11 protein-coding genes are annotated in these 15,266 nt (G+C 42.8%); all 11 read left to right on the top strand.

Going from position 1 to position 15,266, the window contains the following annotated elements; genetic code table 11:
- Positions 1–12 precede the first annotated feature (12 nt).
- The 11 genes from AB5542_RS05490 to AB5542_RS05440 all read left to right on the top strand — a co-directional run bounded on the left by AB5542_RS05490 (position 13) and on the right by AB5542_RS05440 (position 15,266).
- Positions 13–1,590, top strand: a complete 1,578-nt coding sequence (locus AB5542_RS05490; protein WP_288215127.1) for a RagB/SusD family nutrient uptake outer membrane protein — start codon at positions 13–15, stop codon at positions 1,588–1,590.
- A 15-nt stretch (positions 1,591–1,605) separates the two neighbouring features.
- Positions 1,606–2,556 carry a hypothetical protein gene (locus AB5542_RS05485; protein ID WP_279040563.1) on the top strand — a complete coding sequence of 317 codons (951 nt, stop codon included), beginning with the start codon at positions 1,606–1,608 and terminating at the stop codon, positions 2,554–2,556.
- Positions 2,557–2,567: 11 nt separating this feature from the next.
- Positions 2,568–3,695, top strand: coding sequence for a TlpA family protein disulfide reductase (locus AB5542_RS05480; RefSeq protein WP_279040562.1), 1,128 nt, complete (start codon positions 2,568–2,570; stop codon positions 3,693–3,695).
- A 30-nt stretch (positions 3,696–3,725) separates the two neighbouring features.
- Positions 3,726–4,859: a peroxiredoxin family protein gene (locus AB5542_RS05475; protein ID WP_279040560.1), complete on the top strand. Its 1,134-nt coding sequence runs from the start codon at positions 3,726–3,728 to the stop codon at positions 4,857–4,859.
- 140 nt (positions 4,860–4,999) lie between these two features.
- Positions 5,000–6,127 (top strand): AAA family ATPase, encoded by a 1,128-nt coding sequence (locus tag AB5542_RS05470; RefSeq protein ID WP_279040559.1) that lies wholly within the window; start codon positions 5,000–5,002, stop codon positions 6,125–6,127.
- A 66-nt stretch (positions 6,128–6,193) separates the two neighbouring features.
- On the top strand, positions 6,194–6,745 hold the full coding sequence (locus AB5542_RS05465; protein ID WP_087420832.1) for a sigma-70 family RNA polymerase sigma factor: 552 nt from the start codon (positions 6,194–6,196) through the stop codon (positions 6,743–6,745).
- 98 nt (positions 6,746–6,843) lie between these two features.
- Complete coding sequence (locus tag AB5542_RS05460; RefSeq protein WP_279040558.1) at positions 6,844–8,025, top strand: FecR family protein; 1,182 nt, start codon at positions 6,844–6,846, stop codon at positions 8,023–8,025.
- A gap of 143 nt (positions 8,026–8,168) precedes the next feature.
- Positions 8,169–11,699: a SusC/RagA family TonB-linked outer membrane protein gene (locus AB5542_RS05455; RefSeq protein WP_279040557.1), complete on the top strand. Its 3,531-nt coding sequence runs from the start codon at positions 8,169–8,171 to the stop codon at positions 11,697–11,699.
- A gap of 12 nt (positions 11,700–11,711) precedes the next feature.
- The gene (locus tag AB5542_RS05450) at positions 11,712–12,776 is read left to right on the top strand and encodes a TlpA disulfide reductase family protein (RefSeq protein WP_279040556.1); all 1,065 of its coding nucleotides are present in this window, start codon (positions 11,712–11,714) and stop codon (positions 12,774–12,776) included.
- 10 nt (positions 12,777–12,786) lie between these two features.
- The gene (locus AB5542_RS05445; protein ID WP_279040554.1) at positions 12,787–14,373 is read left to right on the top strand and encodes a RagB/SusD family nutrient uptake outer membrane protein; all 1,587 of its coding nucleotides are present in this window, start codon (positions 12,787–12,789) and stop codon (positions 14,371–14,373) included.
- Between the two features lie 11 nt (positions 14,374–14,384).
- On the top strand, positions 14,385–15,266 hold the full coding sequence (locus AB5542_RS05440) for a hypothetical protein (RefSeq protein WP_279040552.1): 882 nt from the start codon (positions 14,385–14,387) through the stop codon (positions 15,264–15,266).

The following is a 15,266-nucleotide window of genomic DNA, read 5'->3' as shown; positions in this document are numbered from 1 at the left end:
AAATAGGTCGTTATGAAAAAAGTAAATATATATATTCTAACCTTGTTCTTGCCGTGGTTTTTGTCGGCTTGTGATGATTATTTGAAGGAAGATTCCGATGATTTGTTAATTCCTTCACTGGTGAATGATTATGTCCCGATATTATTGGGAGAGGGTTATCCGGATAAGTTTGCGTCCCAGATCGAATGGATTCATCTGATGACGGACGACGTGGAGATGGGCCCGTTATATTATGACGAGTCGATGTATAACAATAGTAAGGTGACGTTTATTGACGATTTCGATCCCGGCATGGGTTACGGGGAGATGGTGTACACGTGGTGGGCGGATTATTCCCAGTATATCACGGATAATTTTTGGGATGCCCGTTACAAGAATATTCTGGCGTGTAATATTATCGTTGATGCCTTGCCGGACATGAAGTACGAGGCGAGTGAATACGGGACTTATTGCAAGCTGGCGGCACAGACGTATGCTTTACGGGCTTATCATTATTTTTGTCTCGTAAACACGTATGGCACACCTTGGTCGGAAGAGAACAAGAATAAGTTGGGTGTGATCAAACGTATTTCCCCGGTCGTGGATGTCAGCCCGACGGAGCGGGCCACGGTGGGAGAGATTTACGCGTTGATGAATGAGGATTTGAAGAATGCGGAGAAATATCTGGAGAGTGCGAGTACGAATTACACGAAATGGGAGATCACGCCTGCGGCTATTTATTTTCTGGCATCCCGGGTGGCCTTGTTCCAAGAGGATTGGGATGAGGTGATTCGTACTTCGGAAGAGTTTATCAATCTAGGTGGCAATGAACTCTATGATTTGAATGATGTTGATCGGGAGACTTGCGGATTACCGGGATCTTCCGGCGGAACGTTCTGGATTAACCAGATTGCGATTGACGAGACTGTGTTCCTTTTTAGTAAGAATGATAATAAGTTTAATTATCTGGCTCCTAATCTATTTTACACGAATTACACGCTGGGGTTCCATACGTCATGGACGGGAGACGATGCGTTATTGAATTTGTACGAGGATGGGGATTTGCGTAAAGAAGTTTATTTTGCCCGGTTGTTTAAACTGGGTGGAACTCGGTTGAGACCGGAGTATTTCTCGGGGCAGGCTCTTCCGATGAAATCGGATCGTTATTTATCAACGAGTGAAGGAGAGGCCCGTGAATGTTGGCGGAGTCCGGAGGTGTATCTGAATTTGGCCGAGGCGTATGCTAGGAAGGAGAACGGGGTGAGCCAGACTGCGATTAATTGGTTGAATCAGTTGCGGGTAAAGAAAATTTCTAGGGATACTTATCAGGCGAAGAACGTTGCGGATTTTGCCTCGCGAGAAGATTTGATTCAATTTATCTGGGAGGAACGCCGTCGGGAACTTTGTTTCGAGGAGGCCATGCGTTTTTGGGATATGCGTCGTCAGGGGATGCCTGAGGTGAAGCATGAATTCTATTCTTCGATGACTTCATCAAAGACATTTGTACTGAAACAGGGAAGCCCGAATTATTTATTACCGATCCCGCTTTCCGAAACGGAATACAATGACGGAATGACGAATAATTCCAGAGAAACAATTGTTGGAAATTAATAATGATAGATAGAGATGAAAACGATGAAAATAGCGATATATATCATGTTGGCTTCATTCCTGTCGGGAATGGCCTCATGTGGATCGGAAGATTCAATAAACCCGATACCGGAATTGGGGAATCCTCCTTTTGATTTACCTCGCGGGGAGGAGGGCTCGTTGGAAGAGTTGATTTATTCCGTGTACGAGAAGTACGGTTCGTTCGTGCTGTACGATTTTGATCAGACGGAGTTTTATACCACTTGGAACGGGCGGACGGTTTACTGGTACGCTCCCGTGAAGAGCGGGAATAAGGATCATGTGGCTCAAATGGTGACGTTTATGCTGGAGAAAGTGTTTGCCGGTTATCCGGAGGCATTTATTGCTAAGTTCCTGCCGAAGAAGATTTATCTGGTAGATTCTATTTGTAATACGTCTTCTTATAATAAATCGAATCTGGTGAACACGTTAGTGACAAATAATCATGGTTTGGCGGTTTCGAATGTCGGAGTGAAGATGGAAACTTTCACGAATAGCGATTGGGATGCCATGAATACGGGGATCGTGACGGCAATCATGAGTAATATTTATAACACGATGACGGTGCCGGATGAGTTCTTTGCTTTGGTGACGTATCAGTTTATTTATATGTTTGATGAAGAGGAGGATGCTGATCCGGAAGGGGAGTTTGATGCTTACCATTACGTTTTGTACACGAATGGATTCGTGGGGTCGAATGCATTCCTTGAGTATGGTTATTTCATGCCGCATAAGGATGGAGATGACTTGGGGGATTATCTTTCGTTCTTGATGTCAACTCCGAAGAGCGAGATGGATCGCATTTTTGCCCGTTTCGATATTGTGAAACAGAGAGCTTTCCTGATCGCTGATTTTATGGTTAAAGAGATGGAGATGGACCCGGTTGCCTTGCAGAATTCGTTCTGCCCGAATGATCCGCTCCCTGCCGGTTATTTTGATAAAGAATAAGATAGATGATGATGAGAGGATTTTTAAGTTTGATGATGTGCTGTCTCCTTTGGGGGACAGCCTATTCTCAAATCACGTATGATATTACGGGTGTTTGGGAAAACGGTGCAGGCAGGACGATTAGTGTGCGGACGTTGGAAGATGGTAATGTCGAGGGCGAGTTCTTGGATTCGGTGGTCGTGGCTGACGACGGAACGTTTGCTTTACGCGGGGAAGTCAACAAGAAAAAATGTGCGATGTTGATGAGTGCGAAGAATGGGTTCCGGACGATCTTTCTGGACGGAAAACCCTTGCGCCTGACGATTAAGGAGTCCGAGTATTCATACAAGAATCCGTCTGGGCCTTACGTGTTGGAGAATGAAACAAGGGATCAGGCTGCAGCGCAAGCGATGATTCAGTTTTGGGGTGATGATTATATCCGTAATTTTTCTTTGGGAGGGTTGGGAATTTCGTTGAAGAGGGCTGATACTCGGCAAAAACGGGATTCTATTGCCCAAGAAATAGAACGAGTCGCGAAAGAGCAACGGGATCAGATGGAGGCCTTTTTGAAATCGTACAGTGATAGTGATGTAGCTCCGTTTTTTATTGAAGTGAATATGTTGAGGATGATGTCTTTGGAGCAAATCGCCGCATTTTACGATCGTTTCACGGATCGGGTGAAACAGACGGAGAAGGGAAAAGAGATGGGAGAGCGTATTGCCCAGTTGAAACGGTTGGCTCCCGGTAGCCCGGCTCCCGAATTCGAATTGACTACTCCTGATGGAGGAAAGCTCGCGTTGAAGGATTTGCGGGGACATATCGTGTTGATCGATTTTTGGGCGTCATGGTGTGGGCCGTGTATGGACGAGATGCCTAACGTGAAGGCTATCTACGAAAAATACCATGACCGGGGATTGGAAATCGTGGGGGTGTCGATGGATAATAATAAGGCCAACTGGGAGAGGGCGATTGAAAGAGCCGCTTTGGTATGGCATCATGTTTCTTCTCTGAAGGGGATGAATCGTTGTTCGGTGGCTAAATTGTACCAAGTGGTGGCGATCCCGAAGTTGTATATCATTGGTAAAGACGGGAAGATTATCGCAAAAGATCTGCGGGGGGAAGAATTGCGGGAAAAAATAGACGAGTTGTTTGAAGAATAATATTGAAAAGGAATGATAAAGCAAAATAGAATGAAAATGTTGACGAGAGGGATATTTGTGTTGGCGTGTTGCACGTTAGTGTTCTCGTGTTCGAGGGGTGTTTCTTACCGGATCGCGGGGACTTGGGAAAACGGGGAAGGAAAGAAGATTTATTTGAGTGAGATTGTCGGGAATAAAGAGTTCCGGGCGGTGGATTCCGCTGTGGTGGCCCCGGATTTCACGTTCTTGTTGAAAGGGAACGTGGATCGGGTGCAGAAAATGGTATTAGTTTATAATTCAGACAAGAGGAAGGAGATTATCGTGGATGGAGAACCGATGAACGTTATGTTTGAAGAGACAACAAAGGAGTGGAAAGGAAAAACCTCGACTTCGGTGACGGTGACTTGCACGGGGAATAAGGAACAGGAGTTTTTGGAAAAAGGGAGTAGTTTGAAAACGACAATTTCTTTTATGCAGTTGGGGAAGATGATGGCGGCCAGTAAAGTTGATTATGACGATCCGGTGGCCGTGGATTCGTTGAAACGGGTGTTTACTCTTCTGGATAGTTCTTTGATTGCCGCTGTGAATAATTACATGGATACGACCCGTAATTCTTACGCATCGACTTATTTTTTCGAGAGCCATTTGATGGATAACTATACGTTCGAGGAAGTTCAAGGTTTTTACAATAATTTGACCGACCGGGTGAAACAATCTGCACCGGGTATCGAGTTGAAAAAGAAAATAGACGAGATGGGTATGGTGAGTGTTGGGGGTGTTGCTCCCAACTTTAAAGCGACAACTCCCAGTGGCCGGGAGTTGTCCTTGTATGATTTGCGAGGACGCATCGTGTTACTGGATTTCTGGGCCTCGTGGTGCGGGCCGTGTATGGCGGAAATGCCTAACGTGAAGGAGATTTACAGGAAATATCACGATAAGGGCTTGGAGATTCTCGGTGTCTCGCTGGATTCGAAGAAAGAACCGTGGGTGAATGCCATCGAGAAAAACGAGTTGAACTGGAACCACGTTTCGACGCTGAACAAGTTCGATTGCCCGATAGCCCAGCGTTTCCGGGTAACCGGAATCCCGCGGATGTATATCATCGATAAGGACGGAAAGATTATTGCACAGGATTTACGGGGAGAGGCTCTGTCCAAAAAGATGGATGAGCTTTTTGCCCGGTAGAAAGTCTCGTTTTAGATAACTGTTTTTAGATGTGACATTTTAGGTGTCGGACATGGTACTCGGTGGGGTACCATGTTTTGTTTATTATACTTGCATTATTATCTTATAATAATTATATTTGCGTAATAAAATGACGGGTTATGGTTATTAATAAGAATCCTTTTGTGACAAGTGGCTATATTTCTCCTGAATTTTTTTGTGATCGAGAGGAGGAAAGTGAACGGTTAATACAAGAAATTTCGGGAAATAATCTTGCGTTAATTTCTACGCGGAGAATGGGTAAAACCGGGTTGATTCAGCATTGTTTTCAACAGGATGAGATCGTGCATGATTACTACACGTTCTTCGTGGATATTTATGCTACCAAGTCATTACGGGATTTTGTTTTTTCTTTGAGTAAGGTGATTTTCGAGTCATTGAAGCCTAAAGGGAAAAAAGCGATTGAGAAGTTTTGGTATTACATGAAATCTTTACATGCGGGAGTCTCTTTCGATATTAGTGGTAATCCTTCTTTGACGTTCGGGTTAGGGGATATTCAAGAAGCTAATGCCACGTTGGAGGAGATTTTCGAGTATTTAGAGAAAGCGGATAAGCCTTGTATCGTGGCTTTTGATGAATTTCAACAGGTGGCGGGCTATGCAGAAAAAAACGTGGAGGCTATTTTGCGAACCTACATTCAGCATTGTAATAATGCACGATTCATTTTTGCCGGGAGTCAGCGTCACACGATGGGAAATATCTTTCAAAGTCCGGCCCGTCCTTTTTATCAAAGCGTGTCCATGATGCATTTAGATAGTATCCCGTTAGGGAAATATACGGCTTTTGCAGAGTATCATTTTGGGCGAGGGAATCGGGTGATATTACCGGAGGTGGTTACGTTTATATACAATCAGTTCGAGGGAATCACGTGGTATATGCAGAAGATGTTGCACGTGTTATATAATATGACCCCTCTGAAGGGAGTATGTTCGATGGGGATGGTGGACGAGGCTTTGAAGAGTGTTATCGAATCATATCGGTACACGTATTCCGAGATTCTATTTCGTCTTCCGGAAAAGCAAAAAGAACTTTTGATTGCTATCACGAAAGAGGGAAAGGCTACTGAAATTACTTCCGGTTCTTTTGTCAAAAAATATAAGTTGCATTCACCAAGTTCCGTACAGGCCGCATTGAAAGGGCTGTTGGAAAAGGATTTCGTTACCCGGGAACAGGATGTCTATCAGGTGTATGATCGTTTTTTGGCTATTTGGCTGAAAGAGAATTATTGATATATCAAGATATTTCCTACTTTTGGGAAAATAATTGAGTTGGTTGTTATTGGTAAAAACTCCTTCATGGATGTATTAACTGGGATAAATGGTAAGGACAGGTTGGTATTCAAGGCCTTTTTTGAAGGGAATTTCTCTTCCATCGTGATGTTTGCCGATAAGTACCTGAATGATATGGAGGCGGCGGCAGACGTTGCTCAAGAGTGTTTTATCCAGTTGTGGCGTGGGGATATGACATTCGAGACGGAGGATAAAGTGAGGGGTTTTTTGTATACTATGGCGAGGAATTTGGCTTTGAATAAGTTGAAACATGATTCCATCGTGTCCCAGTACGTGAAACGAGGAATGTTGGAGTCGGAAGAGTACTTGCGGGATAATGTGATTGAAGAAGAAGTGTATTCGATTGTTTACAAAGCGATTGACGAGCTTGCGCCGCAATCGAAGAAAGTTATATTGTTGTCACTTCAGGAACTTTCGAATGGGGAGATTGCCGAACAATTAGGGATATCGATAAATTCCGTGCGGACGCTAAAGCAAAACGCTTACAAGAAGTTGAAAGGGTTGCTCCGAGATTATTTTTATCTTCTTTTCTTGCTGGATTATACCAGCTTACATTAATGGGTGTGATTCCAAATGTTAAAATTGTATTTTTTTTGAAGGGTGATTCATCGTTTTCATTTTTTCAGTTGTTATATAGATGTAACTAAGATGAAAATATGGATGTAATTTCACGAAATAAGAGAATTTGCCAGTTGATTGCCAAGCAACTTTGGGCGGGATTGAGTGATCATGAAAAACAAGAGTTGCAGGAGTGGATTCAAGCATCCCCGGACAACAGTACGCTTTATGATGAGTTGGTGAGACGGGAACGGGTGAGGCAATATATAGAGAAGCGGGAGTCTATTGATGTTGATAGATACGTGGCGGTTTATGAACAGGAGTTGGGAATAAAGAGCAAACGTAGAGTAATTAATCGGTTATGGGGATATGCGGCAGCTATTCTCGTATTATGTGTCGTGGGGGTTTGTATTTGGATGAATAAACAAGAAAAGGTCGGAATTGGTGAAATTGCCCAAACCGTGATTGAGCCGGGGAAGGTGACGGCTTTGTTGGTTTTGGATGATGGACGGGAGATCGAGTTGGGCGATCGGAATGCGAGTCAGGGTTTGGAGGCGAGTGGAATCGTGGTCGTAAGTGATTCTTCCCGGATAAAGTATAATCAAGAAGAGGGGACAGAAGAGAAAGAGGTCATGAATAAAATCATTGTTCCCACGGGCGGGGAGTATAACTTGATATTGAGCGATGGCACGTGGGTATATTTAAATGCCGAGAGTGTGATTACATTTCCCAAGAAGTTTGTCGGGGAAAGACGGGAAATTATTTTGGAGGGAGAGGCATACTTTCACGTGACGGCTTCTAAGGAGCACCCGTTTATCGTGAAAACGAGAGATATGGATGTGCTTGTGACCGGAACTGAATTTAACGTGAAGGCCTATCCCGATGAATCGAATGTGCAGACCACGTTGCTACAAGGAAAAGTGGCCGTCTTTGCGGGAGAGGATAAGAAGGAAAAGGTGGAGATCCAACCTAATCAACAAGCGGAATGGGATCGGGGGGACGTGAAGTTGCAAGTACGGGAGGTTGACCCGGATTTGTTCGTGGCGTGGAAGAACGGGCATTTTATTTTCCGACAGGACCGGTTGGAAGATATTATGAGGACATTGGCCCGGTGGTATGATATGGAAGTAATTTATTTGGATGAGTCAATAAAGAATATGGCTTTTGCCGGTAAACTGGATCGTAGTGAAGATATTACACCGATATTAAACGTGTTGCGAGCCACGGATAAGTTAACGGTAGAGGTGAACGGAAAACGAATTATTCTGGGAGTGAAATAAAAACAGGTGATACTGCGAATATCACCCGTTAAGACTTTCACTTTGTATATAAAGTGTTTTAATTAAATCTGTACTACAAAGTTATGAAAAAAAAGTGGAAAGGGTACTTTCCCCACGGGGAAATGTATGTAAAAATTTTTAGGATGATGAAACTGTGTACGTGTCTGTTATTATGTACCGTCATGTCAATATCGGCAAATGTACGGGCGCAACATGCCAGAATGAGCCTGGATTTGAAGGGCGTGACGTTGGAAGAGGTGATCTGGGCGTTGGAAAAAAAGAGTGATATAACATTTTTTTATAACGTTACGGATGTGACGGGGATTCATAAGATGGATGCCGTGTTTAAAGATGCTCCTTTGGAGAATATTCTGAACGAGGTGCTGAAAGGTACGGGGCTGTATTACGAGATTCAAGGGAAAGTGGTCGTGATTAAGCGAAATTTATCGTCGTTTGTTTCGGATAGTTCGAAAATAGTTACGGTGAAGGGGGTGGTAAAAGATACTCGAGGGAGTGGATTGCCGGGCGTCACTGTGGTATTGAAAGGAACGACAACGGGTGTTGCCACTGCAAATAATGGTGATTTCACGATGACACTTCCTCGAAGAGATTCAATGGTACTGGTATTTTCGTTCGTGGGAATGAAGACGAAGGAGGTGATGTGGAAGGGAGAGAAGGCGTTGAGCGTGGTGATGGAAGAGGAAGTGAACGAAATGGATGAGGTTGTGATTACCGGTTATCAGGTGATTGATCGCCGGAAGTCTACGAGTGCGGTTACTTCTGTAAAGATGGATGATATTATGATTCCCGGAGTAACGACGATAGATAAGATGCTGGAAGGTCAGATTCCTGATTTGATGGTGATGACCAATTCCGGGGAATCGGGGGTTGCCCCTCGTATTCGTATTCGGGGAACTTCAACATTGATTGGTAACCGGGAACCGTTGTGGGTGGTTGACGGGGTGATTGTTCAAGATCCCGTACAGATTTCTCCCGATGAGTTGAATGATCCGGATTATATAAATCGTATCGGTAATGCTATTTCCGGGTTGAATCCGCAGGATATTGAACGTATCGACGTGTTGAAAGATGCTTCTGCTACGGCTCTTTACGGTACGAAGGCGGCTAATGGTGTAATCGTGATTACCACGAAACGGGGACATATAGGGGAACCGCAAATTTCTTATCGGGGAACCGCCACGTTGAAATTAAGACCTCGTTATTCCGATCGGAATATTGATTTAATGAGTGCCAAAGAACGATTGGGTGTTTCCAGAGAGTTAGCGGAAACGGGGTATCAATATTCCTCAGACGTGACGTGGGTCGGATATGAAAAGTTATTGCGAGATTTGTATAACCGGACGATTACTTATAAGGAGTTTGAGAATCAAGTTGCTTATCTTGGGAAGACAAACACGGATTGGTTTAAGTTATTAACACGGGATGCTTTATCTTCTTCTCACACGTTAAGCGTGACGGGAGGTACGGAGAAAATCCGTTATTATTCATCGGTTGGTGTGAATATAGAGGAAGATGTGGTGAAACCTAATCTGGATAGACGGTACACGGGTACATTAAATTTGGATATGAATTTCACGTCCTGGTTGGCGGCCTCGTTCAATATGAATGCTAATACTTCGAAACGGAAATATTATCAAAGTGAGATTGCACCGATTGATTATGCGTATAATACCAGTCGTGCGATTCCAGCTTACACAGAGGATGGAGAGTATAGTTTCTATCAGATTCCGGGAGGATCGTTCCGTTATTATGACTATAATATATTAAACGAATTGGAGAATAGTAGTAAAAAACAAGAGAGTTCTGCCGTGACGTTTCGTGCGAATCTGGATATAAAACCTTGGGAATGGTTGAAGATCGGAACAATCTTATCCTATTCTGTTACGAATACAGACATAGAGGGATATTGGGGGCCTAAAAGTTTTTATGCAGCAAAAATTCGGTATGGTAATTATGGAGATAAACTGGACGCGAGTACACTCATGCCTAAAGGAGGAGAGTTGACCGTGCAAAATGTCAGGAACAAGGCATATATGTTTCGTTTGCAGGCAGATTTAAATAGGTATTGGGGGGCAAGTCAGCAACATAATATAAATGCCTCTGCCGGAATGGAGGTGAATTCAACAAAATATGATGCCTATCAGAATGTTACCCGGGGGTATGATCCGGAACGGGGAAAACAGTTCGTCACGGTGGCTCCGGGAACTTACCCGTCGTATGATGAGTGGGTGGCTGCAAATGTACCGCAAATAACGGATAACTTGAGCAATATGTTATCGTGGTATGGCAGCGTATCATATAGTTACGGGAATTTGTTTACGGTGAACGCCAATATGCGTTATGACGGTTCGAATCAATTCGGGGAAAGAAGTAATGATAAGATTTTACCGATTTGGTCAGCCTCGTTTACTTATAATGTTGCGGAGCATTTTACGGGTGATGGGGATTGGTTCGATGATTTGCGTCTGAAGATGTCTTACGGGTATCAAGGGAATATGCTGGATAATCAGTCTCCAGTGATGGTTATTACCAAAAAACCGGAAGATGATCATTACGGGGAGTATGTTTCAACTATTAATATTTATCCGAATCCTGCATTGAAATGGGAAAAAACGGGATCGTTGAATCTGGGAGTAGAGTTTTCTATGTTTAAACGTCGTTTGATGGTGAGCGCCGCTTATTATCGGAAAAAGACCACAGATGCTTATATGGAGAAGGAAATATCTGAAGTGAATGGGATGGCCTCGTACGTGGTGAACGGGGGTGAGGTCGTGAATAGTGGGTATGATGTTTCATTCACGGTAAGCCCGATAAAAACGGATGATTTGCGTTGGTATATCTCTACTTCATTTTCTCATGCGAATAACGAGGTAAGTACTTTGCCCTCGGCTGATCAGTATGAACGTTCAAACTTTCTGAACGGAACTGCTGTTGTAAAAGGCAAGTCCGTGAGTTCATTCTATTCTTATAAGTTTGTTGGATTGGACCCGGAAAATGGTCTTCCCTTGTTTGATGATATGGAGAATGAACAAGAAAAGCTTTACGGTGCCACAAAATACGAGACGTTCACGCAAGTATTGGAGGTATCCGGACGAAGAGAACCAACCGTATTTGGTGGACTAAATACGACGGTAAATTATAAACGTTGGCGATTGAATGCAGCATTTACTTACAGTTTGGGAGCTAAAACACGATTGTTCAAGTTGTACTCGGATAATTCTGCCCGGATTCGTCCGGAGAGTAATTTAAATAAAGTTTTTTTGAAACGTTGGCAACATGCGGGTGATGAGGATTACACGAATATTCCGGCTTTTATAGCGGATGGAAGTTCGTCTGCTAGTTTATATCATTGGTCGGGTTTCACTTCCGGACAGGTGCCAGAGATTGCGAGTACCCGGTGGGAGATGTATAACTATAGTAATATTCGGGTGGTTCGTGCCGATTATTTGAAGTGTACAAATTTGGGGTTGACTTACTCGTTTGATGCGGGGCATTGGGGAATTTCTTTGTTGGAAGTTTCAGCTTCTGTCAGTAACCCGTTTATCTGGACTTCAAGCAAGCTAAAAGGACAGACTCCGGTACAGAGTGGTTTTACCGAAGTTCAATTATCTGAGCGACCGACTTTTACTTTTGGATTGAATGTGACATTTTAAACTTGATGTGTTATGATGAATAAATTTTTTATATTGATAATTGTGTCTTTGTTTTTCTCCATATCAGTATGTAGTGGGCAAGAAAAATATTCTATATCTGGAACGTGGAAAGGAGGAAACGGTAAAGTAGTTTACTTGTTAAATAGTTGGACCGATACTACTGTACGTGATTCTGCTGTGGTTGAAAATGAAAAATTTCATATGGAGAAACCTATTGATCGTGTCGAGCGTTGTGTGTTGATTGTTGGAGATGGTAAAAGGGAGATTATGTTGGATGAGGTACCTATTGAAATAACCATAGAAGGTTTTCTGGGTGGAATTTTGGAGGAATTGATTACAAGAAAATTGGTCGTAATAGGAAGTCCAGAACAGGATTTGTTGGAAAAATATTTAAATATATGTCTTTTACGTGCCCTTGCCATGGGATTTCCTCTACCGGATGAAGAATGGGAGGCTCATAATGAGGAGATTGATATGCTTGTCGATTCGAATCTGAATAGGATTGCGACAGTTTATTTTCTTGAGAATTTAATTACGATGAACAAATATCCTTCTGCAAAGATTTTGGAACATTATGATCATTTGACCCAAGATGTAAAAAATTCTTACCCGGGAATATTGTTAAAAGAAAAACTTGATATACTTAGGCAGACAAGTATAGGGGGGATTGCTCCGGATATTGATTTGTCGGATATTAATGGAAATCAGGTGACTTTATATTCTTTGCGAGGGAAGTATGTGCTGGTGGACTTTTGGGCCTCTTGGTGCGGACCTTGTCGGGAAGAGATACCGAATCTAAAGATGATTTATGAGAAATATAGAGACCAAGGATTTGAGATTTACAGTGTTTCTTTGGATGATAAACGAGAATCTTGGATTGCAGCGATTACTGAATTGGAATTGCCATGGATTCACGTGTCTTCGTTGAAAGGATGGGATTGTCCCGTGGCAAAATGTTACAATGTAACAGGAATTCCAAAGATGTTTTTATTGGATCCGGAGGGAAAGATTGTTGCCGTAGATTTACGAGGAGAAGATTTGGAGAAGAAGGTGGATTCTTTTTTTAATAATATATAATATGGTCAGTATGAAAAAAGTTATATATATAATAGTTTGTGTCTTTGCGCTATTCGGATGTTCCGGGTTTCTCGAAGAATATTCGCAGGATAAGGCTTATATCCGGAGTTATGAGGATCTGGATGAATTGTTGTTGGGGAATGCTTATTTCGTGAGGTACCGGACGAGTAATAGCTGGCAGTTTTCGGGAATATCCGGAGATCTTTACTATCCGTGGATTCACGTGTTGGCTGATGAATTGTGTCAACAAACGGGAGGTAATTCGTGGACGGCAGGTAGTGCTTGTGGTACTATTTATGGCTACCATACTTGGCAGTACCGTGTTTATGAGGACGTAGAGGGAAAACAAGTATGGGATGACGGGGCGGATTTCAGGCATCTGTATTCCCATATCAATGCTTGCAATATGATTTTGGAGGAGACGAAAGCATTTGAGGAGATGACGGAAGAGGAAGATGTGCAGAACGTGAACCGGATCAAGGGAGAATGTTATTTTTTACGAGGAAGTTATTATTTTTTATTGGCTAATTTTTACGGGAAACCTTATGTGGCGTCAACGGCAGAGAGTGATCCGGCAGTCCCTATCAAGACATCAAATTACGTAGAGGATAAATATTACAGTCGAAATTCTGTGGCGGAAGTATATAAACAGATTGTGACCGATTTACTCGATGCGGAGAAGTTTTTGAAAGATGTTCCGAAGAAATCCGTATGGAGGGCGGATATAAATGCCGTGAGGTTGATGTTAAGCCGGGTGTATTTGTATATGTGTTTATATGAAGAGGCTGAGAAGTATGCAGCATTGGTAACGGAAAACGGGCCTCGGCTAGAAGATTTAAATAGTTTTTCCGGGGAAGAGTTTCTAAATACGAATTTGTCGGAATTGATTTTCTCGACTGGGGCATCTTCATTACCCGGAAACGTGACCTTTTATTCCCGTAATAGTGGGATGGAATCGGGTTTTGTTAGCGGTAATGATATGCGAATTTCTAACGAGTTGTACGAGGCGTACAATCCTCAAAATCCGATAGATTTGCGTCTACAATATTTTGTTCCTGACTATGATGGGTCTATTCGTTATCGAAAATTGCAAGGAGAGACTTTTCAGACCACAGATTTGTCAGACGTTTTCCTGATGCGGACGGCAGAGGCGTGGTTGAATCTGGCTGAAGCGGCAGCTTGTGCAGATGATGAACCGACAGCAAAGAAAGCTTTAAATGCTTTGCGAGAGAAAAGAATTAAACGAGAGGCTTTTGATGAATCGGAAGTAAATAGTCTTACAGGGGAGAGCCTCGTGCGGTTTATTCGAGAGGAACGGAGACGTGAACTTTGTTTGGAAGGGCATCGTTGGTTTGATTTAAGGCGTTACCGGGTGGCAGAAAAGTATCCACAGGAAGTGACCGTGGAGCATATTTATGTCAACAAAGCGTATAATAGTTCTACTTATGAATATGAAACGTTATGGACCCGAAAATTTGTTTTGGCGACGGATGATCCCGCTTGGGTGATGCCTTTGCCTAAAGCGGAGATTGATAAGAATACAGGAATGCTTGATAATCCTCGGAACGAGAGAAGATATGAAGATGTAAACAATTAATGATGAATGTGATGAAAAAGTATATATTAGGATTTGTAATTGCGGTCAGTTTATGGGCTTGCAGCAAAGAAGACTGGCCAAGTAGTGACCAGTTGGAGGTAAATTTCTTTGCGGTGCCGGAGGATGCGACGGGAGAGGAGGCCGAGTTGCGTCGGGAATTTTTTGGCAAAACCGGAGTGTATTTGTTGTTTAGTGATACATTGGGATGCCGGAATATTACAACGTTATCGGGAAAAACAGTAATAGAGTGGCAGGTGATTGATTTTATGTGGAATATGAATACGAGTAGTGCTTATGCGGATTCTTTGGAGTTCTTTCCTTATCAAGTTATCGGGAAAAAAGAGGCTGCAGCAAAATTTGTACAAGATGAGTTGCTAACTGATTTGCCGGAATTGTTTTATCCCTATTCTATCTTGTTGACGGAGCGAATGGTGCTTTTTGATAATTTTTACGGAACGTATATCCCCGGAGAGGTTGCCGTTTATTCCGGAATGCAGGCAACGGCCATTGCTTTAGGGGATATTGCTACGGCATCGGACGAGAAGAAAGAGACCTTGAAGAACGAGATGATGAAAGCGATGATCGTTAATAACCTTTCTTTGATTAAGGATAGTGATCTTGCCGTTTTTTATAGTTATAGTACAGATTATTATGATATTTCTTCGTGGAATGTACCCTCTCCCGTGGAAAGTGTTGGATTTCTACCGACGTATACTTCTAGCTGGACAGTGACTTTTAATACTAAAAGTTCAGATGTTTTGGCTTACGTGGAGGAAATTTTTAACTTGTCAGAAACGGAATTCCGGGAAACGTATGCCGAGTATTCCGTTGTGATTGAGAAGATGGAAGAAATGGTGAACGTGTTGCGAAAATATGGAGTAAACGTGTACTAG

Origin of the sequence: Butyricimonas sp. RTP31003st1_G1_RTP31003_210430, assembly GCF_040920905.1 — a bacterium.
Taxonomy (GTDB): Bacteria; Bacteroidota; Bacteroidia; order Bacteroidales; family Marinifilaceae; genus Butyricimonas; species Butyricimonas paravirosa.
The sequence above is the reverse complement of the archived record's forward strand: the minus strand, read 5'-3'. Positions and strand labels throughout refer to the sequence as shown.

Bases quoted from the DNA above. Each gene is read 5' to 3' on its own strand.
- AB5542_RS05490 (WP_288215127.1), top strand. From the start codon at position 13: ATGAAAAAAGTAAATATATATATTCTAACCTTGTTCTTGCCGTGGTTT.
- AB5542_RS05485 (WP_279040563.1), top strand. From the start codon at position 1,606: ATGAAAACGATGAAAATAGCGATATATATCATGTTGGCTTCATTCCTG.
- AB5542_RS05480 (WP_279040562.1), top strand. From the start codon at position 2,568: ATGAGAGGATTTTTAAGTTTGATGATGTGCTGTCTCCTTTGGGGGACA.
- AB5542_RS05475 (WP_279040560.1), top strand. From the start codon at position 3,726: ATGAAAATGTTGACGAGAGGGATATTTGTGTTGGCGTGTTGCACGTTA.
- AB5542_RS05470 (WP_279040559.1), top strand. From the start codon at position 5,000: ATGGTTATTAATAAGAATCCTTTTGTGACAAGTGGCTATATTTCTCCT.
- AB5542_RS05465 (WP_087420832.1), top strand. From the start codon at position 6,194: ATGGATGTATTAACTGGGATAAATGGTAAGGACAGGTTGGTATTCAAG.
- AB5542_RS05460 (WP_279040558.1), top strand. From the start codon at position 6,844: ATGGATGTAATTTCACGAAATAAGAGAATTTGCCAGTTGATTGCCAAG.
- AB5542_RS05455 (WP_279040557.1), top strand. From the start codon at position 8,169: ATGATGAAACTGTGTACGTGTCTGTTATTATGTACCGTCATGTCAATA.
- AB5542_RS05450 (WP_279040556.1), top strand. From the start codon at position 11,712: ATGATGAATAAATTTTTTATATTGATAATTGTGTCTTTGTTTTTCTCC.
- AB5542_RS05445 (WP_279040554.1), top strand. From the start codon at position 12,787: ATGAAAAAAGTTATATATATAATAGTTTGTGTCTTTGCGCTATTCGGA.
- AB5542_RS05440 (WP_279040552.1), top strand. From the start codon at position 14,385: ATGAAAAAGTATATATTAGGATTTGTAATTGCGGTCAGTTTATGGGCT.